Source organism: Brasilonema angustatum (assembly GCF_059505445.1).
This window is the reverse complement of record NZ_JCACKO010000151.1, coordinates 103,594-128,272: the sequence shown is the minus strand read 5'-3', so window position 1 is coordinate 128,272 and position 24,679 is coordinate 103,594. Positions and strand designations below refer to the sequence as shown.

At 43.7% G+C, this 24,679-nt stretch carries 17 protein-coding genes and 2 pseudogenes; 5 read left to right on the top strand and 14 right to left on the bottom strand.

Going from position 1 to position 24,679, the window contains the following annotated elements:
• Positions 1 to 50: 50 nt before the first annotated feature.
• Positions 51 to 452 (top strand): annotated as a pseudogene (locus AC5JM2_RS32740) (RNA-guided endonuclease InsQ/TnpB family protein); the annotation flags it as partial.
• A gap of 131 nt (positions 453 to 583) precedes the next feature.
• Here AC5JM2_RS32740 and AC5JM2_RS32735 read toward each other — a convergent pair.
• The 4 genes from AC5JM2_RS32735 to nfi form a co-directional block, all read right to left on the bottom strand.
• The gene (locus tag AC5JM2_RS32735; protein WP_495839870.1) at positions 584 to 4,888 is read right to left on the bottom strand and encodes an ATP-binding protein; all 4,305 of its coding nucleotides are present in this window, start codon (positions 4,886 to 4,888) and stop codon (positions 584 to 586) included.
• A gap of 223 nt (positions 4,889 to 5,111) precedes the next feature.
• A complete protein-coding gene (locus AC5JM2_RS32730; protein WP_495839865.1) occupies positions 5,112 to 5,822 on the bottom strand; it encodes a GDSL-type esterase/lipase family protein in 711 nt (236 codons plus the stop codon).
• A gap of 66 nt (positions 5,823 to 5,888) precedes the next feature.
• Positions 5,889 to 6,776, bottom strand: a complete 888-nt coding sequence (locus tag AC5JM2_RS32725) for a CPBP family intramembrane glutamic endopeptidase (protein ID WP_495839863.1) — start codon at positions 6,774 to 6,776, stop codon at positions 5,889 to 5,891.
• A 165-nt stretch (positions 6,777 to 6,941) separates the two neighbouring features.
• A complete protein-coding gene (nfi, locus tag AC5JM2_RS32720) occupies positions 6,942 to 7,607 on the bottom strand; it encodes a deoxyribonuclease V (protein WP_495839862.1) in 666 nt (221 codons plus the stop codon).
• 312 nt (positions 7,608 to 7,919) lie between these two features.
• On the opposite strand from nfi, the gene AC5JM2_RS32715 reads away from it, so the two are divergent.
• Together AC5JM2_RS32715 and AC5JM2_RS32710 are read left to right on the top strand one after the other, a co-directional pair.
• Entirely contained in the window at positions 7,920 to 9,005 is a 1,086-nt protein-coding gene (locus AC5JM2_RS32715; protein ID WP_495839860.1) for a hypothetical protein, read from the top strand.
• A gap of 77 nt (positions 9,006 to 9,082) precedes the next feature.
• Positions 9,083 to 10,048, top strand: a complete 966-nt coding sequence (locus AC5JM2_RS32710; RefSeq protein ID WP_495839858.1) for an aldo/keto reductase — start codon at positions 9,083 to 9,085, stop codon at positions 10,046 to 10,048.
• A gap of 14 nt (positions 10,049 to 10,062) precedes the next feature.
• On the opposite strand, the gene AC5JM2_RS32705 is transcribed toward AC5JM2_RS32710, so the two are convergent.
• From AC5JM2_RS32705 to purC, 8 genes are all read right to left on the bottom strand, one after another.
• Complete coding sequence (locus tag AC5JM2_RS32705; protein WP_495839856.1) at positions 10,063 to 10,914, bottom strand: class I SAM-dependent methyltransferase; 852 nt, start codon at positions 10,912 to 10,914, stop codon at positions 10,063 to 10,065.
• A gap of 37 nt (positions 10,915 to 10,951) precedes the next feature.
• The gene (locus AC5JM2_RS32700) at positions 10,952 to 12,241 is read right to left on the bottom strand and encodes a DNA cytosine methyltransferase (protein ID WP_495839854.1); all 1,290 of its coding nucleotides are present in this window, start codon (positions 12,239 to 12,241) and stop codon (positions 10,952 to 10,954) included.
• Positions 12,242 to 12,348: 107 nt separating this feature from the next.
• The gene (gene lpxB / locus AC5JM2_RS32695; protein WP_495839852.1) at positions 12,349 to 13,518 is read right to left on the bottom strand and encodes a lipid-A-disaccharide synthase; all 1,170 of its coding nucleotides are present in this window, start codon (positions 13,516 to 13,518) and stop codon (positions 12,349 to 12,351) included.
• Positions 13,519 to 13,650: 132 nt separating this feature from the next.
• Positions 13,651 to 14,469 (bottom strand): acyl-ACP--UDP-N-acetylglucosamine O-acyltransferase, encoded by an 819-nt coding sequence (lpxA, locus tag AC5JM2_RS32690; RefSeq protein ID WP_495839850.1) that lies wholly within the window; start codon positions 14,467 to 14,469, stop codon positions 13,651 to 13,653.
• Positions 14,470 to 14,746: 277 nt separating this feature from the next.
• Positions 14,747 to 15,280: a 3-hydroxyacyl-ACP dehydratase FabZ gene (fabZ, locus tag AC5JM2_RS32685; RefSeq protein ID WP_495839868.1), complete on the bottom strand. Its 534-nt coding sequence runs from the start codon at positions 15,278 to 15,280 to the stop codon at positions 14,747 to 14,749.
• A gap of 107 nt (positions 15,281 to 15,387) precedes the next feature.
• On the bottom strand, positions 15,388 to 16,239 hold the full coding sequence (gene lpxC / locus AC5JM2_RS32680; protein ID WP_495839848.1) for a UDP-3-O-acyl-N-acetylglucosamine deacetylase: 852 nt from the start codon (positions 16,237 to 16,239) through the stop codon (positions 15,388 to 15,390).
• Positions 16,240 to 16,315: 76 nt separating this feature from the next.
• On the bottom strand, positions 16,316 to 19,153 hold the full coding sequence (locus AC5JM2_RS32675) for a BamA/TamA family outer membrane protein (protein ID WP_495839846.1): 2,838 nt from the start codon (positions 19,151 to 19,153) through the stop codon (positions 16,316 to 16,318).
• A 248-nt stretch (positions 19,154 to 19,401) separates the two neighbouring features.
• The gene (gene purC, locus AC5JM2_RS32670) at positions 19,402 to 20,142 is read right to left on the bottom strand and encodes a phosphoribosylaminoimidazolesuccinocarboxamide synthase (protein WP_495839844.1); all 741 of its coding nucleotides are present in this window, start codon (positions 20,140 to 20,142) and stop codon (positions 19,402 to 19,404) included.
• Between the two features lie 410 nt (positions 20,143 to 20,552).
• Here purC and AC5JM2_RS32665 point away from each other — a divergent pair, with 410 nt between their 5' ends.
• Positions 20,553 to 20,813, top strand: a complete 261-nt coding sequence (locus tag AC5JM2_RS32665; RefSeq protein WP_495839842.1) for a DUF7219 family protein — start codon at positions 20,553 to 20,555, stop codon at positions 20,811 to 20,813.
• Between the two features lie 170 nt (positions 20,814 to 20,983).
• Here the strand turns inward: AC5JM2_RS32665 and AC5JM2_RS32660 are convergent.
• Positions 20,984 to 21,882, bottom strand: a pseudogene (locus AC5JM2_RS32660) (IS630 family transposase).
• Between AC5JM2_RS32660 and AC5JM2_RS32655 the strand changes: the two are divergent.
• Positions 21,881 to 22,063 carry a hypothetical protein gene (locus AC5JM2_RS32655; RefSeq protein WP_495839840.1) on the top strand — a complete coding sequence of 61 codons (183 nt, stop codon included), beginning with the start codon at positions 21,881 to 21,883 and terminating at the stop codon, positions 22,061 to 22,063. The pseudogene AC5JM2_RS32660 and the gene AC5JM2_RS32655 overlap by 2 nt on opposite strands.
• Here AC5JM2_RS32655 and AC5JM2_RS32650 read toward each other — a convergent pair whose 3' ends face one another.
• Positions 22,064 to 24,637, bottom strand: coding sequence for a GAF domain-containing protein (locus AC5JM2_RS32650; protein WP_495839838.1), 2,574 nt, complete (start codon positions 24,635 to 24,637; stop codon positions 22,064 to 22,066).
• Positions 24,638 to 24,679 lie beyond the last annotated feature (42 nt).

Genomic DNA, 24,679 nt, shown 5'->3' with positions numbered 1-24,679 from the left:
TCCGGATCTAACAGAGAGGGACGGAGGATAATACCTCCTCTCGACTCTACCTAGTCGCCTATGAAAACTTGAATGTCAAAGGCATGGTTAAAAATCACCGTCTTGCCAAGTCCATTAATGATGTGGCTTGGACACTGTTTCGTCGTTGGTTAGAATATTTTGCGCTTAAGTTTAACACAACAGTCATTGCAGTCAATCCTAGAATGACATCTCAAAAATGTTCTGATTGTGGCGCAATCGTGAAAAAGTCCCTTTCAACTCGGACACATAGCTGTGGTTGTGGCTGTAAGTTCCAAAGGGACGTGAACGCAGCAATAAATATTCTGAATCTTGCAAAAGGTAGGGATGGGCAATCCCGAACAAACGCTACAGGAGTTGGAACCACTACGTTACTTGGTGCAAACCTGGTAGAGCAAGTTCTGACGGTGAATGTAGAATCCCCTAGCCTTTAGGCAGGGGAGTGTCAACAACAGTCTGAATAATGATTTGATGGTGATCGAACGAGCGATCGCTTCGCTGCTACACTGAGCGCAGATCGCTCCATAGAAGTGCCTTTTCTGGACAATCCCTTGTTTTGGTTAAGTTAATCGCTGCGTCCAACTAAGTTGGAAATGACCTCAACTAATATTGCTGGATCTACTGGCTTAGAAATATGTTGTTGAAAACCTGCTGAAATTGCCTGCTGAGAATCAATTTCCCCTGCATATGCCGTGAGGGCGATCGCCGGAATTTGCCCGCCTTGCTCTGGTAGGAGAGTTCTCACCTGCCGCATCAGTGTGTAGCCATCCATGTCTGGCATGCCAATGTCGCTGAGCAGCAGATCTGGCTTGGATTGGGTTAAACTAGTCAGAGCATCGAAGGGTGAGGCGACGGCTGTTACATTTGCTCCATACATCTCCAGCAGGTAGGCAACAAAGTCTCGCGTATCACCATCATCATCCACGACTAAAATTTTAATGCCATGCAAATCTAAGGATTGCTCAGACAATTTACTGTCCTGGTTCGTCTTGGGTGGAGTTGGCATGAGTGGGAGTCTCACGGTAAAAGTTGCCCCCTGAGCTTCGCCTGGGCTTTGTGCCAAAACTGTTCCGCCGTGCAGTTCGACTAGGTGACGGACGATCGCCAGCCCTAACCCCAGTCCACCGAACTTTCTGGTTGTAGCAGCATCTGCTTGGCGGAAGTATTCAAACACATGGGGGAGAAAGTCGGGGTGAATGCCTTTACCCGTATCGCTGACGGTGATTTGGGCACAAGATCCAACGCGCTGCAATCGGATGTCTACTCGTCCGCCTACATCGGTGAACTTGACTGCGTTTGAAAGCAGATTCCAAATAACTTGCTGTAATCGGCTTGAGTCTCCTAAAACTTGTCCTACATTCGGTTCCAGCATTGTCTGAATTTGAATTAATTTGGTTTGGGCCGCCAGCCGCACCGTTTCCATTGCGGCTTGAATCGTCGTTACCAAATCGACCGGCGAAACATTCAAGCTGAGTTTTCCTTGTAAGATTCGCGAGACATCCAGCAAATCTGAAATCAGTTCGGACTGCAACCTGGCATTGCGTTCGATGACACTCAGGGCTTGACTCGTCTGGGCTTGATCGAGCTTACGAGTTTGAAGTATTTTTGACCAACCGAGGATGGGGTTGAGGGGAGAACGTAGTTCATGGGAGAGGACTGCTAAAAACTCATCTTTGATCCGATTTGCTGTCTCTGCTTCGGCGCGTGCGGCTCGTTCACGCTGGAGGAGTTGTTCTCGCTCTGCTTCTGCCTGTTTGCGATCGCTGATATCGGTCACCATTGCTAAAGCACCGAGGAATTCACCGTTTTCATTCATCATCGGGCTGGTGCTAAAAAGAATCCATACAGGAGTGCCATCTTTACGACGCAGACAAAATTCAAATTGTCCACCAATCCCCTGCCGCCGTTGCTCCAGCAGTTGTTCTGCTTCCACCCGATCTGTTTGGTAAATAAACTCAAACAAAGAACGACTAATTATTTCCTCAGAGGTGTAACCGAGTATTTCAGCCATTTGTGGGTTGACGTAAGTTGTTCGACTGTATGCGTCAATGATGCAAATGCCTTCGCTGGCGGTTTCCACAATGCGACGGTACTTCTGTTCACTCTGCTGTAGCGCTGACTCTGCTCGTTTACGCTCGATAAACTGACCAAGCTGAATGCCGATCGCCGCTACTATCTGGAGCAAGTCTGCATCTGGTGCTTGGATTTGAGTACTAAAACACTCAATAATCCCTAATACTTGGTTATTCAACACAATCGGGAAGCCAAATACACCACGTAGTCCTTCTGTTGCGGCAAATTCTGCGTTGGGAAAGTTGTCATCTACGGCGAGATTTGAAATCCAAAGGGGTTGACCACTTGCCCAAACACGACCCGGTAGCCCTACACCAGGCGTAAAGGTCGTGTGTTGGTTTGCTTGTATAAACGTTTCAACGTTAACGGTGGGTACATGCCAATGATTCACTTGGTGCAGGCTATTGGACTGACGATCCACACTCCAAAATATACTCAGTTGCCATCCTAGATTTTCACACAGAGATTGCAGAATCAAACGAACAGCATCAGACCGGGTGGTCACCTCAGCGACCACCCTGGCGACGGCATACTGTGCAGCAACACGCCGCGCCGCTTCCTGACGCAACCGAGACATCTTCAGGTTTGATTCAACACGAGCTAACAGTTCACGGGCAGAAAACGGTTTGATCAGGTAGTCATCAGCTCCTGCTTCCAATCCTTCAATACGAGATTCTTCCCCTGCGCGAGCGGAAAGCAAAATTATGGGTAACTCACGTGTTTGCGGATCTGCCCGCAGCGATCGCAACAACTCAAATCCATCCATTTCTGGCATCATAACATCCGTAAGTACCAGATCAGGAATCTGCTGACGAATGGCAGCCAAAGCAGCTACTCCATCTCCCACTGTTTGAACTTCATAACATTGGCTCAACAAGCGCTTCACGTAGTCGCGCATATCAGCGTTGTCGTCAGCCAGAAGAATACGGCCAGAGATGGCAGGGCAGACAAGAGATTTGGGGGACGCAGAGGAGGTAGAGTAGAAAAACTCTTTTCCTGTTCCTTCTGCTTCTGTATTTTCTACGTTTGGTAGGAACCGCAACGCTTCTTCTACATAAGTTGCGGTTGTCACTGCTGTTGATGCGAGGGTACGGCTTGCATCTAGGCGGTCGCTTGGTAAGTGAGCATATCCTGTGGGAATTGACACGGTGAATCTCGTCCCCTGATTCACAACGCTGCTCACCTCAACTCTACCGCCATGCAGCCGCACCAGTTCCTGAACTAACGACAAACCAATGCCTGACCCTTCGTAACTTCGTCCCTTTGCGCCATGCACCCGATGGAATCGTTCAAAGATATGGGGTAGCTCGTTCGCTGGAATCCCCGTGCCCGTGTCCCGCACTTCTAACTCAATGTGGTCATTGCGAGCGTGCAAAATAACAGCGATTTCTCCTTCAAACGTGAATTTGAAGGCATTGGAGAGCAAGTTCAGCACAATCTTCTCCCACATTTCCCGGTCTACATACACCAATTCCGGCAGGGGGGGACAGTCTACCAATAGGCGCATCCCTGCGCGTTCGATCGCTGAGCGAAATACTCCTGCCAAATCTGCTGTTAGCAACGCCAGGTCAGTTGGTTGATAAACTACCTGAATGCGATCTGCCTCAATTCGGGAGAAGTCCAGTAAGGTATTCACCAGCTTGAGTAAACGCAGGGAATTGCGATGCACCGTCTCCAGTTGTTCGCGTTCCCTCGTCTGCAGTCCTGCCGGATTTGCGAGTACATCTTCCAAGGGACCCAGCATCAGCGTTAGGGGAGTGCGAAACTCATGACTTACATTACTAAAGAAGGTCGTCTTAGCACGGTCTAACTCAGCCAGCGCCTCTGCGCGTTTGCGTTCTTCTTCATAAGCACGGGCGTTGGCGATCGCACTTGCGATGTGTCCTGTTGTCATCTCAAAGAAGTTGCGGTAGTCTTCATCCAGCACCCGACTTGGATTAACTCCCATCACCAGCATTCCTACCACTGTGTCCTGCCCTGAAGCGCGAATGGGCAAAACCAATGCTTGTTGGAGGGGTAGCTGCAATGGTCCTGCGGGCACTTTCCCAAACTGTTGTACTAAGTTTTCGATTAGCACAGCTTGTCCACTTTCTACCACCGAAACCAGCGACCAGGGGGAGTCACTGCTATTTTGAGTCAAATCTACACAGTCAGGAGCAGCTATTAAGTTGATGTTTGAAACAGTTCGTCCTTGCAGGACTGCCTGAGATCGCTGAGGATTGAGCAGATAAAGCTGGGCAAAGGGAATATCTGCCGGATTTTCGCTAAGTGTTTGCATCGCCATTCTACAGGCTTGCTCAGGGGTCTTTGCCTGGACTGCTTGACCTGCGAGATCCCGCAGTGTCTTTGTGCGTCGTTCACCTAAGACGCCCTCTGTCGTATCAGCAACGGCTGTGAACACCCCACCCACTTCTCCTGTTTCTAAGAAGATGGGGCTATAAGAGTAGGTATAGTATGCTTCTTCGAGATATCCGTGTCGATTTGTTGGCAATAGCAAGTCCTCAGCCCAGGTTGCCTTTCCAGTCGCCATAACGCTATTGAGCTGCGTGCCAATGATGTCCCAATTCTCTTGCCAGAATTCTTGTCCGCGTCTACCTAACGCTGTAGGGTGCTTACTTCCCAAAATTGGTCGCCAAGCATCATTATACAGCAGTACCAGTTCTTTTCCCCACCAGATCACCATCGGAAAGCGAGAGTTCAGGCAGATGTTTACGGCGGTGCGGAGGCTCCCCGGCCACTGATTAATTGGACCGAGTGGGGAAGCTGACCACGAGTGCGTCCGCATCAGCATTGCCATCTCGCTGTCACCAATAAATATGTCTTCCGGAACAGTTGCCTTCACGTCAGGGGGTGCAGATACTTTTGATTTTGAATAGCGCTCGTAACGATACTACGTGGGATAGTAGCGCTTAAATGTAGCATATGTAAGAGTCCTTCTTACATCTACCCAAAGGCACAGAAGTTTAAGGCATTGCGCCAGATTTCCACTAATGCAGTGGACGAGATTGTTGAGTGAGTTCTCACTCACACGAACTATAGTTGTAAGAAGCAAACGCTTCCCAACTGATAACATCTTCCAACAGAGTTTGATACCCAAGTGTATTTGGATGAAGACCGTCTTTGCTCAAACGTTTGAGTCTCCAAGCTTCAGTGCGCTCCATCCATTTTTGGAAAATGTCGAGATAGGGAATTTTCCTTGCGGTACAAGCAACTCGGATAGCTTCTTTGTAACGGTGCTGGTCGGCATGATTATAGTAAAAGCAATTCATGAATGGCATTTTGGCTTGATCAACTGGTACCATGCCTACAAATAAAACCGGACATAATTGCTGTGCCTGGTCAAGTAAAAATGTAATGTGTGATTCAAAAACCGCAAAATCTGTATAGTTTCGTCCGTTGAGACGACCTAGCCGTGCGGAATCATTGACTCCTACTGAAAGAATAATCAAGTCGGGAACTTGGTTTCGCAGTTCACCCCGGTGGCGAAATTCAACTCCTAACCTTTGTGATACTTGCTGAATGCGATCGCCCCGCACTCCCAAATTGTAAAGAACATGACCTGGGCTATCTGCTAACATCCAACATCGTCGTAGTCGTTCGACCCAGCCGCCTCCTTCTGGATCGCCAAATCCATATACTAAACTATCTCCTAACGCCACAATTTTTAGAGGCTGGCAACGTTTTGGTACAACTGACAGATGCATTAGGGAACTTGCTTCAAATGTCTGCATCTTTAAAATGTGTTTTTTATATTTTTATAAGATTCTATACATTTCTATATCTATTGTGTAATTTTTTCATGACTCTTTTTGAGAAGAGTTGATGAAGTAGGGGATGGCTGCATCTTTGCGTGGCCAGTTTTGCGAAACAAAGCGTACTAAAAGAGGTAGTGAGAGAACTATAAACACGATACCGAACCACAAGCTATGACGTAACTGTTCTAGGCTGTTGATGGCTGGGGTAGGTTTTGAAACAGTGTTTAACAGACTCATGACCACTACAAAAGAATTATTCATCGCATGGCAGGCAATGGGTACCATGAGCGAGCGTGTCCGGAGGTATAACAGCCCTAAAACCATTCCTACCATAGACAATCCCAGAAAATTCGCGTGCCCGATGCCGAATAAAAGCGAGGAACCCAACAATCCTGCTTGAATGCCCCACTTACTTGCCCAGCGTTGCAAAATAATCCCTCTAAAGAGGAATTCTTCCGTAATTGGGGCGACAATCACTAATACGATCGCTTGCAGCAAATTGAACAACACTGGTGCAGTCGTTTGAGGTATTGGCGTTTTGGCAACGTCATGTAGGATTCTATCTACAAGTGATGGAGTGACTAATGACAGTAGGTACAACAAGACCAGGTAGGAACCAATAGAAAATAGTATCAACAGAAGAACTAAGCCGACCTTTGGCAACCACTTATGGTTATTTGGCAATCGACCAACAACGTACTTAAGGTGAATTCCTAAGCGCTTGAAGTCTGCCAGTGTCCAAAGCGAAAGTAACCCGAACACGAAAATGTAAAGGACGAGATTCAAGACTTGAGGGTTGAAATTCAACGGTCTGGCAACTTGAATTAGCCCCAGCCCCAAACCAAGGACGAAAGATATCAGGAAAAGCCGCAGCAGCAAAGAGCGAACTTTGAGGCGGAGAAATGGATTATTGATTGTTTCAGGAGTCATAAATTATTAGGATGCTTTCCGTAAGGGTATCCAGCACCTGCAAGTTCTTTCGTCTGACTTATGAACGTGATAGATTGAACACCCACTTCAACCATTGTGACACCTAGCTTCAGGTTACCATTCTCCATAGCGCTGATTCACTGTTCGCAATCTTGGTTATTGTGATTATTTTCCAGACGCCAGTTTATCGGCTATGCGTGTTGTTTCTGGCAGCCGATATTTTGTCGTACAACGCAATACATAATCAATTGCTGTAGGTAAAGTAATTCTATGACCGCTAGATATATAGAGTGGTTTTACATTTGTACGCGTCCGTAAAACAACTCCAATTGTTTCTCCTTTATCTATGAGTGGTTGCCAACTACCGCGTGTTTCTGGCAAATCTTCATGCTTACCAATAAGCAACGATTTAGCTACACCGATTGTAGGTATATCCACAATTAAACCCAAATGGCAAGCTATACCAAATCTTCGAGGATGAGCAATTCCCTGTCCATCACACAAAATAAGGTGTGGTATTGTTTGAATCTTTTCCAGTGCATCTAGTACAGCGGGTATTTCACGAAATGAGAGGAACCCAGGGATGTAAGGAAATGTTGTCGGACGGCATGCTAGGCTTGTTTCTTGTAGCTGTAAATCAGGAAAACTTAGGACTGCGACAGCTGCACGGCTAATTGTCCCATCCGCTTCAAAACCCATATCTACCCCAGCTACATATTGTATGGGTTCTTTGAGTTTATCTTCGGTAATGACCTCATATCTTAGGTTTTCTTGAATTTTTCTAGCTTCATCCACTGTCAAAGACCAAGCATGACGTTGCGAAATCTTCATATTTTTAGCTTGAGTTGAAATTTTGGAGTTTGCGAAATCGTTCCGAATATGGAAGTGTATAACTTTACTCTTTTTTCTTCATGCAAATTAATTCATACTTTAGATAGATGCAATAAAATATCATTTTAATATGAGATTTCATAGGTTACTCTTTAGCACACCAGTATTGTTTAATGCAACAAAAAGTTTCCTGTTGAGATGTTACAGTCTAATGTTGCAATTATCAGGTTTAATAACAAGCAGCTACGCAACTACCCTGTCTTTTGGAAATGTAGACATCTGTCCACTTAAGTCAAGCAAAGTAGGTGTGAGATGAGAAAGCTTAAATTACCCAGATGGTTTCCTTACCCCAGTTCTTGGTTAAATGCCTTGATCTTATCAGTGTTTATGACTGGGTTGCTCGCTTTGATAAGGCGTAGCAACGGTTTGGACTTTAATTTCGCTAAATGGTCAGATAACCCAGAACTACTTACCATATTGGTAATATTAGTCGCTATATTACCGATACCTGCGATCGCCTTTTTTCATCACTTTTTTATTAGTCGTTTCATCCCTGTTATTCCAGGAGAAGGGACAATCAATATCAAAGGATTTGTTCCTGGATTGATAAGTTGGTGGGAAAGTTTATATAGTTGGCTTGTGTTTGTCCTTTCAACTTTAATTGCAATCTTGTTTTCTACTCCTTTTTTACCTCTATTTAAACTCAACTACGAAACAATCATTGACAGCCACACTCAACCTCACAAAAATATACAAGCAATCTTTGCTATTTTTTGGATCATCAGCGCTGCTATTTTTTACCAAATTGAGTATTCATTTAAGTCTTATTTGATTTTTGCTGATATTGTTAATGCTGAATCGGAAAGTGCAAAGACAATAAATGATGCACCAGCCGATGTTAAGACTGATGAAACTCAGCCAAAGAAAACTGATGCTACAGAAATCCAAAAAACTGCTCAAGTACCAACTAAAAAGCCAAAAATTGTTGATTTTTTAGTGAAAAATCGAAAGTTGTCCAAGATATTTTTCACATTTAGTTTAATTTCCATAGTTGCTTTATGGGTATATCTGTTTGCTAACTTACCAGAAGTTCAACAAACTTTTTCATCTGCAAGTATCTCTTTAGAAAAACCACTAGAAATTACTCGTGAATCTGCTCCTAAAACTAAAGATAACACTTTTGATCGGGCTATTAGCAAAGGTAAAATCGCAGCACAGCTAACAAAGTCAGCGCAAACTAAAGATGAGTGGCAAATAGTTCTTAATCGGTGGAAACAAGCAATTAGACTTTTAGAAAACGTGCCAACTTCTAGTCAGGATTACCCAATGGCACAGCAAAAAATTATCCAGTATCAAATTCATCGAGAGTTTGCTAGGCAAAATGCCGTATTGAATTAGTTTTTACAATCCACTGCCCACAGTGACTCTGGGCTAACATACAGAAAGAAAAGCAGATTTATCCCAGTAAGCAAACTATGTCAGGAAACACGACGCGGCGTAACTTCCTTATCACTGGTGTTGCTGTCACAGGCAGTATTGTAGGAGCATCTACCTTGCAACAACAAGTCGCTGACACTGCTAAACCACCAGCGACTATGCCAGAACGAGTGCTGGGACGCACAAAAGTCAAAGTCCCCATTTTTGGCTTAGGAGGAGCAGGTCAAACGCCTTTGTCTTCGGAAGGAAAACAACGTGATGCTGTGGCTATTATTAAAAAAGCACTTGACCTAGGCATTCGTTACTTTGATACTGCCGCTGACTACGGACCAAGTGAAGATTATTTAGGGAAAGTACTACCATCTTATCGGTCAAAAATTTTTCTGGCAAGCAAGACAGATAAAAGAGATCGTGATGGTGCATGGCGAGAGTTAGAAAGAAGTCTTAAACGTTTAAACACAGATCATCTTGACTTGTGGCAATTGCATCACGTCTCTTCGCGCGAAGAACTCAACACCATCTTTAGTTCATCTGGTGCAGTCAAAGCTTTAGAAGAGGCGATGCAGCAAAAACTCGTCCGCTTTGTTGGCATAACCGGGCACCACGATCCAGAAGTGATTGCTGAAGGATTGCGTCGCTATCCGTTCCACACAACGCTTATCCCCGTCAACGCTGCTGACAAACACCACCCCCGTCCATTTCTCCCAGTTGTTCTTCCGATCGCACAACAAAAGAATGTTGGCGTGATTGCGATGAAAGTACCAGCTTATGGTCGGTTGTTCAAACCAGGCGGTTTAAGTGGGATGCAGCAAGCTATGGGATATAGTTTGTCCCAAGCGGGTGTTCAGTGTTGCGTCATTGCGGCTGAAACGGTCAAGCAATTAGAAGATAACGTCAATGTTGCTCAAGCTTTCCAACCTCTTGGAAACAAGGAATTAGCTGCAATTGAGCAGCGTAGTGCTGCAGTTTGGGAAGATAGCACGTTTTTCCGAGCTTGGGCATGATATTTCCCTATTTCTTAACACAACTCACTGCTGTTTGCGGGCTTACGACCAAATGTAAAAAAGATGGTGATATCATTCCAAACCCCTTGGTCTGTGTTTAATGCTTCTAGTTCTGCTTCAAACTCAGCCCTGACTTGTACTAACTGCTGTGATGAAAGTTGCGATAAAGGATTTGGAAATTGTCCCGGTGCTGGATGGGAACCTCCTGTCCACATTTGTTTTGCTTGCTCTAAGCTGATGTAGCTACCATATTGCTCAGGCTTGATTTCAATTGCCTCAAATCCTGCTTGCTGGAGCAAGTCATGGCACTTTTCAACCGTTCCTGTTGGTTTACTCAACGCTAATGAAATGCCATACTTTTCGACGACTTTCTGCACAACGACGCCTCCAACAAAAGCAGTGTCTGCAAATGCATGAAAGCCAATAAGTCCACCTGGTTTAAGAAATCGCATCCATTGACGCAAGGCGGCTGGAATATCAGCCATCCAAATCAGCGCAGAGGAACACAAAATTGTGTCAAAACTATCGGCGGAAAAGTTCAGTGCTTCCGCATCCGCAAGCTGAAATTCAACATGCGCAAAACCTAATGTTTCAACTTTTTGCCTTGCTATCTCAAGCATTCCAGTTGAAATATCCACGCCGATGACGCGTCCTTGAGATCCTACAATTTGAGCCGCTTCAATCGCGACCATACCTGTGCCAGTTGCAATGTCTAAAACGTGTTGTCCAGGTTTTATTTGTGCGTACTCAATCAGGCTATGAGCAATCTGAATATGCCAATTTGAATTATCGTAAGTTTGGCTTCTGCGGCTGTACAAATCCGCTATTTCTTTCTTATAGTTATTTAATTTAAGTGGGTTAGTCATCTTGGAATTTTAAAAATCACAATGTTATAAATATTTTTTATTTTCTTTTTCTTAATTCTATAATACGTGAATTAACACCGTAATGTTCAGCAGCTTTAGACATATCATACATCAGTAAATTTTCGTTTCCTAGTTCTTGTATAATTCTAGGTTTAGATGGGCAAAAACCAAGAAATTTAATAATTTCTGATGCTACAGCCTTAGCTAATAAAGGTGGAACTGAATTTCCTATTTGTCGAAATCCATGCCATTTTGTGACATGAAATCTGAACCAATCTGGATAAGAATGTAAACGTGCAGCTTCACGCACAGTAATACATCTTGGGGTAGATGGGTGAATTGGTCTAGCAGAAGTAAAAGCTCCTCTATTACTTGGTGTTCCTGCTCTAAGTGTATTGCATATTCCTTCAGGAGCAAGTTTATAAAAGCGGCTAATAGGTTCTATTTTTCCGCCGGGAGTAGCTTTAAACCTTTTTATAGATTCTAAATTATGCTTTGTTCTTAAACTTGAGGTGAGCATTCTAGAGTCATATTTACGATCATATGAATAGTCCTTATCTGTATAGCAAAAACCACGAAGTTGTCTACTGTAATCACTTGGTTTACCAAATTCTGCTATCACCGAATCTTTTTCAAAAAGCTCTATATAATCTTCTACTTCAGGTAAATCGCCAATTGCATCAAACACTGTTGGACTTAATGGTAGTTGGTTTTGAAAACCTGCTTTATTTAATTTTGCAGGTCTAGTCAGGGCTGCAGGATAATTTGGTAATTCTAAATCCTGACGACAACCTAGTAAAAATAGTCTTTCGCGATTCTGTGGCACTCCGTATTCAGAAGCATTTAAGACTTTGTAATCTTTGCGAACTTTGTAACCACTTTGCTCAAATTCATTAATGATGACTGAAAGAAAGTCTCTGTGCTTTCCTAGAGTTATTCCTTTAACATTTTCTAAAACAAAAAACTTTGGCTGCAATTCGAGAACTAAATGTATAAAGTTTTTAACTAGGGAATTACGAGGATCATCAGAAAGACGCTTACCTATCAAGGAAAAACCTTGACAAGGTGATCCGCCAAAGACTACATCTATTTCTCGATCACCAATAGAAGAGTTGCTTCTAATTTCTACTCCTGTAATATCAACAACACTTTTACAAAAAATAGTCCAAAAAGGAAAATTAAATTCATGTGTTGCACAATGAATTGGATCAATTTCAACAGAAGCAAGCACGTCAAATCCTGCTTGCTCAAAACCAAGAGTCATGCCACCAGCACCAGCAAATAAATCAACAGCTATAGGTCTTTCTTTCTTATTACTGTCAATCATGTTGGATGTTTAAGCCACTCACATGTGAATTTTAAATAAAAAACGAATAAGGGTGCTGTTAGCAACGCCTTTACCCTGAATAATTGACTTTTAAACTAATTAAAAATCTAATGCTCAAAATTTGGTAGCATTTGCAAAATTTCTTTGGCGGCGCGATCGCACACTCCCAATTCTCCCAAACACTGCCGCATTTCTTCATAATCTGTCAATATTTGGTTTTTACGTTCTGCATTAACCAGTATTTCTAACGCTGCTTCGGTGATGTTCTCTGGAGTCGCTTTTTCTTGTAAAAACTCTGGCACAATTGGCTTCATCACAACTAAATTGGGTGGCGATGCAAAAGGTATAGAACCTTTGAGCACACTCCGCGCAATCCAAGCCGTAATCGGATGAAGTCGGTACAGGACAACCTGAGGCACTTTCAACAGTGCCAATTCCAAGTTAACTGTACCAGATTTAGTGATTGCTAAATCAGCGGCGGCGATCACTTCCTGAGTTTTTTCAGACACCACAGAAGCTCGCAAACCGTACCGCTGTATTGCTTTTTCTATAGGTTTTCGATAGATTTCAAGAGACAGAGGTATCCAAAAGTGCACATTAGGTAATTTTGCTTGAATCACCTGAGCCGCCTGAAACATCACAGGCAGAAGATGTTTTAGTTCTTGGCGACGAGAAGCGGGGAGAAGAGCAACACTGATCACATCTTCCGCAATTCCTAACTTGGCACGAGCATCTTCTCGACTGGGAAAGTTTTGGACTCTATCTACTAAAGGATGCCCTACCCAGGTCACTTTTGCTCCTCTTTCTTGGAAGTAACGCGCTTCCTCTGGAAAGATTGCTAGCAGCTTGTCTGTGATACCAACAACCATATTGGTATTACGTGAATTAAGCGACCAAACCCATTCCTGTGGTGCAATATAATACACTACACGAAGATGTGACAAGTTCCGGCGAATATAATTACCAATTGCCAAATTTGGTCCCATGTAGTCAATCAGTATCACCAAGTCAGGTGAATTTTGCTTGAGATAGGCGATCGCCCGTTGCTGCATTTGGAGTGTTGGTAATACATAAGGCAGTGATTCCAAAATACCCACCGAGCCAATCTCGCTGGTATTACCTATAAGGGTGGCTCCAACACTAGCCATTTTTTCGCCACCCAGCGCCACAATTTCTAAATCCAAGCCAGCCGCCGCAGCTTGGCGCTTGAGTGCAGTAATCAGTAGCGACCCTTGCAGGTCACCAGATACTTCGCCAGTACTGATAAATATACGCATTTATAAATTTAGGAATAGGGAGAGAGGGAGGGAGGGAGAGAGGAAGGGAGAGAGGGATAATTTCCTTTTCTCATTTCGTCTGCTTTTCCCTCATCTCCCCTTATATATTTTCTTATCCCCTTGTTTTCTGACTTAAGATTCGTCACTTGCGGCGACTTTTCCCTTACCAGGAATTAAGCCACGTCTTCCTGGCATTTGAGAAAGTAGCAAAAAGCGACGCAGATGCTGTAACTGTTGAGTATCCCCTAGGATTTCTAGCTGTTCTAAGGAGTCTTTAAAAAGCAACTCAGAACGATAAAGAATGCGGAAGGCTTTTTTAAGGATTTGAAACTCCTCAGTGGTAAAACCACCGCGTTTGAGTCCCACAAGGTTTAGTGAACGAATTCGCGATGGATTCCCTTCTACGAGCATATATGGAGGGACATCTCGCTCAATGCGGCTCATGCCTCCCACCATTGCGAAGCTACCAATATGGACAAATTGATGAATTCCAAGAACTCCACTAATAACTGATCGTGATTCTATGTGGACGTGACCGGCGATCGCTACAGAATTAGAAATCGTCACATTGTCTTCTATCACAGAATTATGACCGACATGGACATAAGCCATCAATAAGTTACCGTTTCCGATGCTAGTTTCTTTACCCGCACCAGTTGCGCGGTTAATCGTGACGTATTCGCGAATGCGATTATCATCTCCGATTTTTACCCAGCTCAATTCGCCATCATATTTCCGGTCTTGGGGTTCCATGCCAATAACCGCGCCCGGAAAAATTTGATTTCGTGCCCCAATTTCCAAAGGTCCTTCTAGTACAGCATGAGCGCCGATGGTGGTTTCAGGACCTACTTTAACATGCCCTCCAATAACAGCATAAGGACCAACTTCCACTGTCGGATGCAATTGGGCACTAGGATGAATAACAGCAGTAGAATGAATGAGGGTTTTCAAGGGTGCATCTCCAGAACAGACTTGAGCGCTGAGAGTTTAGTTAGCTAGTAGCCGAAAGTGTGAGGTAAGCTACTCAAGTGTGAGGGTGTCGAAAAATATAGAACTCAAATAATAATGCTATTGTGGCTTGTGTCTTTTACTGATATCCTTACCAGTTACCAGTTATCAGTTACCAGTTATCAGTTTTCACTGTTTACTGTTCACTGTTTGAATCAGGATTTGATAAAGGCACGTCACGGTCATGCCTTTACCACGCCTTTACCACAAAAGCAAATTTTTAGGATACGAGGGAAAACATTAGTTCGCCTTCAGTAGCGAGTTGACCATCAACTTCGGCGCGAGCTTGCATCTTACCGAAACGACGTTGTTTTACCCACAACAGTTCCACAGTCATCACCAGTTGATCTCCTGGTACAACTTGACGGCGGAAGCGAGTTTTATCGATACCAGCAAAGACAAACAGCCCACCTTCCAATTCTGGAAGTTGAGTTAAAACAATACCGCCGACTTGTGCCATTGCTTCTACAATCAGCACTCCTGGCATAATTGGACGTCCCGGAAAATGACCTTGAAAATGGGGTTCATTGATCGTGACGTTTTTAATACCAACAGCTCGTTTTCCAGGCACATATTCAATAATCCGGTCTACGAGTGCAAAGGGGTAGCGGTGGGGTAGCAGCTTTTGAATGTCTTCGATAGAGTAAGTGATTTGATTGTCCGACTTGTTTGTGGTCGTATCATCCGCTTGGTCATTGGTAGATGCTGGTGTGGGAACATCAGTGGTATTGGCTTGTTCGGTGACGGTTGACATGGACACTGTTATTTATTTTCTATGTTTGTTTTTCCGTAGGTGCTTGTTTGAACCTCCCCCTTTTGATTTTGGATTTGGGATTTTGGATTTGAGAACCAATCTAAAATCTAAAATCTAAAATCTAAGATCCTTTGTGCCAGTTGAACGTGTAAATTGTGGCTGGCTTTGTACGCCAAGAAATGAGCGCAGGGGAAAATTCCAAGTAAACTTAAATCTCCTACTAAATCCAAGATTTTATGACGTACTGGCTCATTTGGAAATCTTAATGGTGGATTTAGCCAACCTTCTGGTCCACAAACAAGTGCATTATCTAAGCTTCCACCTTTAATTAACCCTGTCTGCTGTAAATGTTCGATTTGATGCAATAAACCAAAGGTACGGGCAGGAGCAATTTCTGTCAAAAAGTTATCATAAGGATTTTCTTTTTTTGTGTCTAGTGATAAACTGTGCCATTGATTACCTATTGCTGCCAAATCGAAATCAATGCCGTAGGTAAAGCGAGTTTCTGGGGCTGGAAGCGCACAGGCAAAAGCATCGCCCTGACGCACCCAAATTGGCTGGTCAATGACAAGAGGAGCTTTGTCCTCAGTTAAGTTTTGTGACTTTAAGCCAACTTGAGCGATCGCATCTGTCCACACCTTTGCCGAACCATCTAAAAGCGGCACTTCTGGACCGTCAATTTCAATTCGGGCGTTATCCACTCCCATTGCAGCAAGGGACGCCAGCAAATGCTCAACCGTGCGGACGTATGCCTCACCTTTACCCAACTGAGTCGAAAGCATCGTTTGATTAACTGCTGCGACTTGGGCTGGAATGATTGGAGTATTAGGCAAATCCACACGTACAAAGAAGCGTCCACTTCCGGGTGCGTCTGGTCGTATCCGAACTTGGGTAGTAACTCCGCTATGCAGTCCTACCCCTGTTTGGATGATTTCATCTGCTAATGTGTGTTGTTGCATATTGTATTTTTGTCTTTCGTCTTTAATCAATTGTCAAAGAATGACCAATGACCAATGACTAATGACTAATGACCACTTAGAACCTTTCACCAATACCAAAGTTGATACGGCTATCTCCATCATCGCTGATACCGTAGTCAATACGAATTGGTCCTAAAGGAGACTGTACGCGTACTCCAAGACCATAGCCGTAGCCAGTCCCGTTTTTGTTCAGCACCTCAGCTGGTCTGGTTCCGCTTCCCAAATCGGTACCAAAATCAAAAAAGACTGCGCCACTCACTACTGAGAATACGGGGAAGCGATACTCAAGCGAAGCTTGTACGAAACTGCGTCCACTGCCTAAACCTCCTTCGTCATATCCTCGGACGGAGTTACTACCACCAAGAGAGAAGGCTTCGTAAGGAGGTAAGTCACCCAGGACTGTTCCCGCTTGAAGATTGAAAGCTATGGTTTGCGGTCCTTTACTAAAGTTAATAAAGCTGACAGGGAAGTATTGACTGTAGCTACCCCGCAACCTAGTTAGTAAAATACTCCCCAGTCCTATGGGTACCGACTGATCAAGACCAACGCGGAAGTAGGAACCCTTAGTAGGTTGCAAGGGATTATTTCTCAGGTCACGTGCAATACCCAGTTGTAATAACAGTAAATCGTCTTCACCTTGTCCAGATTGGGTTAACTCAATAAGCTTATCGGTGGTTGTATCGCCTTCAAGACGTCCCTGCTTTCTAATATCGCCATCAGCATCTTTGATAGCAACTCGTTGATACTGCAAACCAGCTGAAGCTGTCCATTGCGACCTCTCAAAGGGATTTTTGGACAAGGGACGAGTAAAGTTAACACCGCCTCCTAAACGCGTGACGCGGGGGCGATCGCCACCGTCGCCGGGTTTGCTAGGATTATAAGTCTCAATGTTTTTATCCTGACCTTCAAAAATCAAGGAAATCGACCGACGACGGAAGAGATTTGCCGTATAAGAAGTTCGGTATGGATCACCTCCGATCCAGGGGTCTGTATAACGGAGGTCAAACAAAAATTCATCTCGTGTTCCGATTTGTACCTCTGCTCCTAATTTTTGATTTCTGCCATTGAGGTTTTGCTGCTGATAGCTGACAGAACCAAATAAACCACTAGCAGAACTAATACCAGCACCAGCTCCAATCGAACCGCTGTTGCGCTCAACCACGTTGACAACCACATCCACTCTACTGGGATCTGCTGCGCCTGTAGTGGGGTCTTTACTGGGGTCAAGGGAAACATTTACATCTTCAAACAGCCCTAGTCCAAACACCCTTTGTAAATCTTTTTGCACTGTGTTTTTGTTAAAGATTTTTCCTGGCTTCAATTCCAGTTCTCTTGTCACGATATAAGGTTGCGTGCGTCCCCGGATTGGTTGTCCCTTATCGTTTGTTACCTGACCTTCTTTATTGCGGAATTGAACTCGGATATTTCCTACAACTCCTTCTGCTACTTGCAAGGTGACAATACCGTTGTCAGAGACTTGCGGTGCTCCGATCACGTTTGCGAGTGCATAACCTTGGTCTTGATAGCGCTTGGTTAATTGCTTGATGCCTTCTTGTAAGTCACGCAAGTTGAGTATCTTGCCGTACTGCTCTTTGAATATTTCATCCGTAGTATTAGCTGGTAGTACGGAGGAAACGTTCGTGCCAGGATTTGCCTGTACCTGCACTTTAGTCAGGACGGGGTTGGGTCGTACAATAAAGCTCACCCGCACTCCCAAGGGGCTATCTTCGGGTACTGCTTGGACGTTGGAGAAGAAACCAGTGGCGAAGATGGAATTGATATCCTCTTGTAATTGGGAACGCGTTGTTGTTCGTCCTGGCTGGGTACGAATGACTCGATAAACTTGATCTTCTAATTGCTGGGGTAGTTGTTGCCCAGTTTCAGATTTAATGAAGACTTCAGAAACTAGTACGCGGGGTTCAGATGCTTCTGGGGATTGTTCTAGTTGGGGACTTCCTGGAGTTTGTGGGGATGTGGGTTGAGTCCCTGGTTGATTGGTTCCATCTGGCGTGGTGGGAGTACCGGGAGTTTGGGGAAATGTCTGCTGCTGTTGATTGTTAGGAGCAGGTGTTTGTGGAGAATTTTGTCCAGGTTGAGTTCCTGGTTGATTAATTCGGTTTGGCGTGGTGGGAGTACTAGGAGTTAAAAGAGGTGTCTGCTGCTGTTGATTGTTAGGAGCAGGTGTTTGTTGTTGAATGCTTGGAAGCTGATTATTATTTTGTGGTGCGGGAGTGGTAGTAGGAGTTTGGGGGGATATTTGATCTTGTTGAGTGTTGGGAGTAGGCGTTTGCTCAAGACTTTGTGCAGTTTTTGAGGCAGTGCGTTGGGGAGGCAGTACTGCAAGAGGCTTTCCCCCCGGTTGCAAGAGCGTCTGTGCAGGAGTTAGCACCTGCTGTGATGATGTGGAACTTCTTTTTGCCACTATCAGCTTTTTTATTAGAGCCGCTGAAGTTGGAAGTTTCTCAGAAACTTTGTACTGTTGAGTGTTTAAAGGTTTTAAAGCTTCTGCTGTCTGCGAAAAATTTTTGACAGCTTGTGTCGTTTGACTAGTTAAAGGTTTTAAAGCTTCTGCTGTCTGCGAAAAATTTTTGACAGCTTGTGTCGTTTGGCTAGTTAAAGGTTTTAAAGCCTCTGCTGTCTGGTGAAAACTGTTGAGGGGTTGTGTCGTTGTTAACTTTTCTGTGGAACTTGGCACTACGACTTCCGATTTCGCCACAGCGGCTGTTGCTGGCAAAACCCCGACAACTTTATGCTCGGGATCAGCTGTCGGTTTGACAACCTCTGCTGTCTGGTTTGAATTTGAACTATTGAGGGTTTGTGCATTTGCACTCAGTAAACTACCAAAAGGCGATGAAATCGCCACAACTGTGACTATAACGGGAGATAAGCGCATTTTATTTAGATTCCTCTTCACATCCACACACCATCACGGGAGCAATCATCCTTTCGAGCAAAGGTTATGTAAAATTACATTTCTACTTTTGCAATGTACCCTCATAAGGCAAATTGCAAAAGACATAAAATCGATAAAACTCATTTACTTGTCCTTTTTACCAGAAGTATGAGGAATTGGGGATCACCGATGAAGGGTTGGGGATAACCTAGTTTCCAGTAATAGAGTCTCCAATATCCTCTGTTGCTTCACTTGCTGCTTTCTATAGCTTTGAGTACTCGTTGTAAAACCTCCTGGTAGGCATTTTCTACATTCCCCAAATCTCGACGGAAACGGTCTTTGTCCAGTACCCGGAGATTTGGGTCCGTTTCTTTGGAGTTGTCCCACAATCGACTTGTATCTGGACTAATTTCATCGGCTAATAGTAACTGCTGTTGTGCGTCTAAGCCAAACTCCAGTTTGAAGTCTACTAAGGTAATATCGCACCGCCCGAAAAACTCACAAAGAGACTTGTTGATTTGTAATGCTAGATGGGCAATAGTATCCACTTGTTCCGGAGTTGCTAGTTCCAACAGGAATAGGCGATCGCTTGTCAATAATGGATCTCCAAGTTGGTCGTTTTTATAATAAAACTCGACCAATGGCTTTTTTAGCACAGTCCCAAGCGCTAATCCTGTTTGTTGGCACAGACTTCCAGCAGCTATATTCCTAACAACGACTTCTAGGGGCAAAATCTTCAATGCCTTGACCCGCATTTGATCAGGAGCTGGGGTGTCTATATAGTGAGTCCTGATACCATGTGTTTCCAGTTGCTGAAAAAGTTTACTGGAAATGCTACAATTTATAATTCCTTTTTTTTCTATGCTACCCCGCTTTTGGGCATTAAAGGCAGTTGCATCGTCTTTAAACTCAGCTAATAAGATTTGAGGATCATCCGTCGTGTAGAGGATTTTAGCTTTGCCTTCGTATACTCTTGTTTTAACAGACATGGCTAAAGGTAAAGTTTAGGAGCTATGGGCAGCTTTTATGCTTTTAGGCTTAATCATTTTATCTTTAGTCATTAGTTATTAATCATAAATAACAAATAAATGATGTACGCACCCGGATCAATGCTTGCTTTGGGTTAAGACCGTAGTGTCTAGCTAACAAAGAAACTTTTAAATAAGAGTATAGCTGTTTACATCAACTTGTCAGAAATTTTAACTGGATGAATTGTTAATGATAAATCCTTAAAAAGTAAAAAATGTTACCTTCTTTCGTGACAAGTTTAGGTTCAGTTGAATACAATTATTACTTGAAGGCAAAAGAAGTTAATCAGTAACCAAAGGAAACTTAACCGAAGTTACTAGTTATTCACTTGAGAGAAAACAGGGAGCCGATTTCGTAAATGGAGAGAAAAATGGTAGATAAAGATGATTTTCTCTATCCTCGTGGTCGCTACTATGGTCAAGTCAAGCCAGAAAACCTGGTTTTCAACGCTAACTTGCAGGAATTCGCGCAAAAAGTGAGTTACATTTGTAACTTAGAAACAGCAGGAAAAGTACCACCAGAGCAAGCGTACGATCAAATCAAGGAACTTTGGACAAATTTAAGAAACTCCAAAAAACAACTGGGAATTGGCGAACATCCTTTTGATGAAGACCAAGGAAACAGTGAATAAGTTGTCACTGACCTCTTTACAAAAATGACTAAAAATTAGCACGAGCAACCATTTCTGGGTTTAACCGAGAGATTTTCATAGGAAGCAGTCGCAGCTGCCTCTTGTAGTAGTTCTTTTTAAAAATAAAAATAGCTGGAAGGGGGTTCCTGATATAGCAACCGCCAAGGCGGTTAGGACGCAAAACGCAAGACGTCCTCAATGGCATCTCGTAAACAATCGAACTGATTCAATTTTTTGCGGATTCGACTCTTTAAGCAAAACCAAATATTGCTCAATTTTGTTGAAGTCTGGTTAATAGGGGGGTAAGTATAACAGTGTACAGCCCGCATCCTGAATCAATTGCGAAATCCGTCCACCTTTATGAAACGTCGCATTATCCATCACTACAACCTGTCCTGCTTGGAGTACAGGAAGCAAACAAGTTTCCAGCCAAGTTTCAAATATTGTTCGATTACATGCCCCCTCAACAGTAAAAGGAGCTATGAGGTTTTGGTTACACAGCGCGGCAATCATGTTAACCCGCCCAGAGCGTCGGCCTGACTTAAGTGCATGGAAGCGCTCCCCTTTTTCATTCCAACCATAATCATACTCGTCTCGACTATCCATACCAGACTCATCTAAGTACACGATCTGATCCGGGGGTAATGTAGACAACTGATCTATAAACGCCTGTCGCTTGGCTTCATCCCGCTCACGGTAGCCATAGGTCTTTTTTTTCGAGTAAAGCCAATTTTCTTCAAAGCCCGTGAGATTGTGCGTTAAGCGCAGCTCTGCCGTAGGCAATCGCTGATGTCACTCTCCCACAGTTGCGCCATCTCCACCTGGGTTTTATCTCCATGAGTCTTGGCAAACGCCCGAAACTGCTCCCAGTCTGTGATTTTGTGGTTATTACCGGGGGGCGGTTGGGCAATGCTTGAACATCTCCTGTTTCAGCTTTGCGCTGCAACCACAGGTTGATAGTGTTGCGGCTGATATTGAACAGTTCACTCGCTTCGCGTTTCTTCAGTCCATCTAACTCGATGGCTTGGATCACTTTCTGACGGAAGTCGTAACTATAGGGTTTAGCCATGGCACAGCAGACGATAGCAGGTCACGATAACACCTTTAGTTTATGTCCTAACCGCCAAGGCGGTTGCTATAACTCGTCAATTTTGGGCAAGATTAACCCAACCTCTAAGCATTGTTGGGAGTTGTTTGTGTCCTTTTGCACACGCTTACGGCGAACAGAAGAAACGGCTACAATTGGTTGATTACTTCGTCAGCATACAGTAGACACCATCCCAAGAATCACTGGGTGGTAAGTTAAGATAATTACAAGTTCTTTCTAGATGAATATCAACCGCTTGGTCTTTGGGTCGGATTTTTTTGGCGGCTTTAAAGCAGTCAATAGCGTATTGGAAATTGCGTGACAAATAAGCATCACGTCCATTTTGATAATGAAATAAAAACTCCTGAGTGTTGGTATCTAAGGGGGTATGGCGATCGCCTATCAACTCGTAGATATTGACTGCTTGATGTTTTCCTTTTACCCTTATTTTGTCCAACTCACGCACCCAAATCAGTTTGCTGCATAATTGGTAGGTAAATTCGCTTAAGATAATATCACAGCCATATTCCTTGGTAACGCCTTCTAGGCGCGAACTCAAATTGACACCATCTCCGATGACGGTATAGTCCATCCGTCTTCGAGAACCAATATTGCCAGAAACAACTTCTCCAGAACTAATTCCAATACCAACATGGATTTGTGGCTTTTTTAGGATAACTCGCCGCTGATTAAACTCTGTCAGTCGTTGGCGCATTTCCAAAGCCGACTGGATTGCTCTCCAAGCATGATTCTCCGTTAACGGTAGTGGTGCACCAAACACTGCCATCAAGGCATCACCAATAAACTTATCTAGGGTGCCTTCATGGTTAAAAACTGCTTCGACCATCGTTTCAAAATACTGATTCAGCAAAGATACTACTTCGGCAGCACCGAGATTTTCTGTTAATGTGGTGTAACCTCTAATATCAGAAAACAAAATTGTCACGTCTTTGCGTTCGCCCACCATCAAAGCATCTTCCCCTAATGCCATAACTTGTTCTGCGACTCGGGGAGTCAGGTAACGGTACATGGTCGTTTTCATGCGTTTTTCCTGACTGATGTCTTCCAAAACCACCAAACCACCTCTTACTCCGCCTTCTGGATTCGTCAAGGGGTTGACGGTGAGATTGATGCTACGTTCAATTTTCTGAACCTTGTCTGCATCAAGCAAGGTCAACTGAGGTGTTACAGGTTGATTCCAAGGAATGAAAATATTTGGGTTGATGCGATCGCGTACTGCCAAAATGTAGACAGGTGCGTCCTGCACAGACTTTACATAAAATGTCTCTACATACAGTCCTACCGTTAAACTTTGCTCTGGCACATAATGTCTTGCCCCAGTTTTTAAACTATCTTGTAGCCGCAATTGTAGATTATCAATAGGCACAACCTCCCAGACCAAGCGACCAATCAAGTTTTGTTCCCAAAGGTACTGGTTGTTTTTTGCGTTTGCTTCTCTAATGGGACAACCTAATAACTGCAATGCAGCACCATTTATTGTAACAATTCTTCCTTCCATATCCGTAGATATGACTGCATCCGAAAGACTTTGTAGAATATCTTTTTGATGCTGTTTTTCTAATAAAACACTCTCAAATAAGCGGGCATTTTCTAAAGCAATCCCTGCTTGAATGTTGAAAGCCCGCATAAATTCTTCATCTGATGCGGTAAAAAAACTACCTTGATGCTTATTAATTAACTGCGTCACGCCAATTAATTCATTTGCTGAGTTAAAAACAGGCAAACACAGAATATTGCGAGTGGCATACCCTGTCTTTTGATCTGTCGTGGGGTCAAAACGTGGATCTTTATAAGCATCGGGAATATTCAGTGCTTCACCTGTGGATGCTACGTAGCCTGCAATACCCTTGTTATCAGGCATACGAATTTCCATTGTGGTTGTACCATCTGCAGATGCTACCTTAGTCCAAAGTTCAGCCATTTCTTTACGGTATAAAAATAAAGTGCTGCGATCTGCTTGCATGAGAATCCGGGCTTGCTCCATGACTATTTGCAAAGTTGCTTCGAGATCCAAACTTTGTCCTAAAGTCTGAGTTGCGCGTAAAAGAGCAGTTGCACCTCGTTGATTGCGAGCTGCAACATAGAAAGATTGGCAACTTTCCAAGATAATACCGATAGAAGAAGCAAAGTCCCGAAAGTGTACTTCATCTTCATAATCAAATGGAGTACCCACAGTTTTATTTGCAAGTTGCACCACAGCTACAACTTGGTTTTTGCTGCTCAAAACGGGCATACATAATATATTCCGGAACTTGTAGCCCATTTGTTTTTCTAATTCTGGGCTAAAAAGGGGATGAGTAGAGGTATCAGATATGTTTAAACATTCACCTGTATTCGCAACATGACCAGGAATACCAACAGTCATAGAAGTCCGAATTTCTATAGCCTTTTGGGTGTTCTCTTGAGGAACTTTTGACCATAACTGACCTTTGTCGTAGTCAACTAAAAAAATTGTCGTGTGTTCTGCTTGCAAAATTTGACCGATTTTAAGTGTAATCGCCTCCAGCACTTTCTCCAGCATTGTTTCTAGAGCTTCGTTATTGATTAATTCGATTGCTCTAAGAAACTGCTGAAACTCGGCTGTGATAAAGTCAAGTAAGCAAACAAATTCGTTAACAGAAAGATTTTTGACGCGAGACAGTAAGGAGTGAGTGCGATTCACTTGAGTCAGTTCAGTTAATGTAGCCAAGACGCTACCAGCATTTAGGAGTGTCATGGGGATTTTAGATTATATGGTAAATCGTAGATAGTAAGTTGT

What these genes read in the sequence shown, in the direction of transcription:
- AC5JM2_RS32735 (WP_495839870.1), bottom strand. Translation starts at nt 4,888, where the DNA reads ATGGCAATGCTGATGCGGACGCACTCGTGGTCAGCTTCCCCACTCGGT.
- AC5JM2_RS32730 (WP_495839865.1), bottom strand. Translation starts at nt 5,822, where the DNA reads ATGCAGACATTTGAAGCAAGTTCCCTAATGCATCTGTCAGTTGTACCA.
- AC5JM2_RS32725 (WP_495839863.1), bottom strand. Translation starts at nt 6,776, where the DNA reads ATGACTCCTGAAACAATCAATAATCCATTTCTCCGCCTCAAAGTTCGC.
- nfi (WP_495839862.1), bottom strand. Translation starts at nt 7,607, where the DNA reads ATGAAGATTTCGCAACGTCATGCTTGGTCTTTGACAGTGGATGAAGCT.
- AC5JM2_RS32715 (WP_495839860.1), top strand. Translation starts at nt 7,920, where the DNA reads ATGAGAAAGCTTAAATTACCCAGATGGTTTCCTTACCCCAGTTCTTGG.
- AC5JM2_RS32710 (WP_495839858.1), top strand. Translation starts at nt 9,083, where the DNA reads ATGTCAGGAAACACGACGCGGCGTAACTTCCTTATCACTGGTGTTGCT.
- AC5JM2_RS32705 (WP_495839856.1), bottom strand. Translation starts at nt 10,914, where the DNA reads ATGACTAACCCACTTAAATTAAATAACTATAAGAAAGAAATAGCGGAT.
- AC5JM2_RS32700 (WP_495839854.1), bottom strand. Translation starts at nt 12,241, where the DNA reads ATGATTGACAGTAATAAGAAAGAAAGACCTATAGCTGTTGATTTATTT.
- lpxB (WP_495839852.1), bottom strand. Translation starts at nt 13,518, where the DNA reads ATGCGTATATTTATCAGTACTGGCGAAGTATCTGGTGACCTGCAAGGG.
- fabZ (WP_495839868.1), bottom strand. Translation starts at nt 15,280, where the DNA reads ATGTCAACCGTCACCGAACAAGCCAATACCACTGATGTTCCCACACCA.
- lpxC (WP_495839848.1), bottom strand. Translation starts at nt 16,239, where the DNA reads ATGCAACAACACACATTAGCAGATGAAATCATCCAAACAGGGGTAGGA.
- AC5JM2_RS32675 (WP_495839846.1), bottom strand. Translation starts at nt 19,153, where the DNA reads ATGCGCTTATCTCCCGTTATAGTCACAGTTGTGGCGATTTCATCGCCT.
- purC (WP_495839844.1), bottom strand. Translation starts at nt 20,142, where the DNA reads ATGTCTGTTAAAACAAGAGTATACGAAGGCAAAGCTAAAATCCTCTAC.
- AC5JM2_RS32665 (WP_495839842.1), top strand. Translation starts at nt 20,553, where the DNA reads ATGGTAGATAAAGATGATTTTCTCTATCCTCGTGGTCGCTACTATGGT.
- AC5JM2_RS32655 (WP_495839840.1), top strand. Translation starts at nt 21,881, where the DNA reads ATGGCACAGCAGACGATAGCAGGTCACGATAACACCTTTAGTTTATGT.
- AC5JM2_RS32650 (WP_495839838.1), bottom strand. Translation starts at nt 24,637, where the DNA reads ATGACACTCCTAAATGCTGGTAGCGTCTTGGCTACATTAACTGAACTG.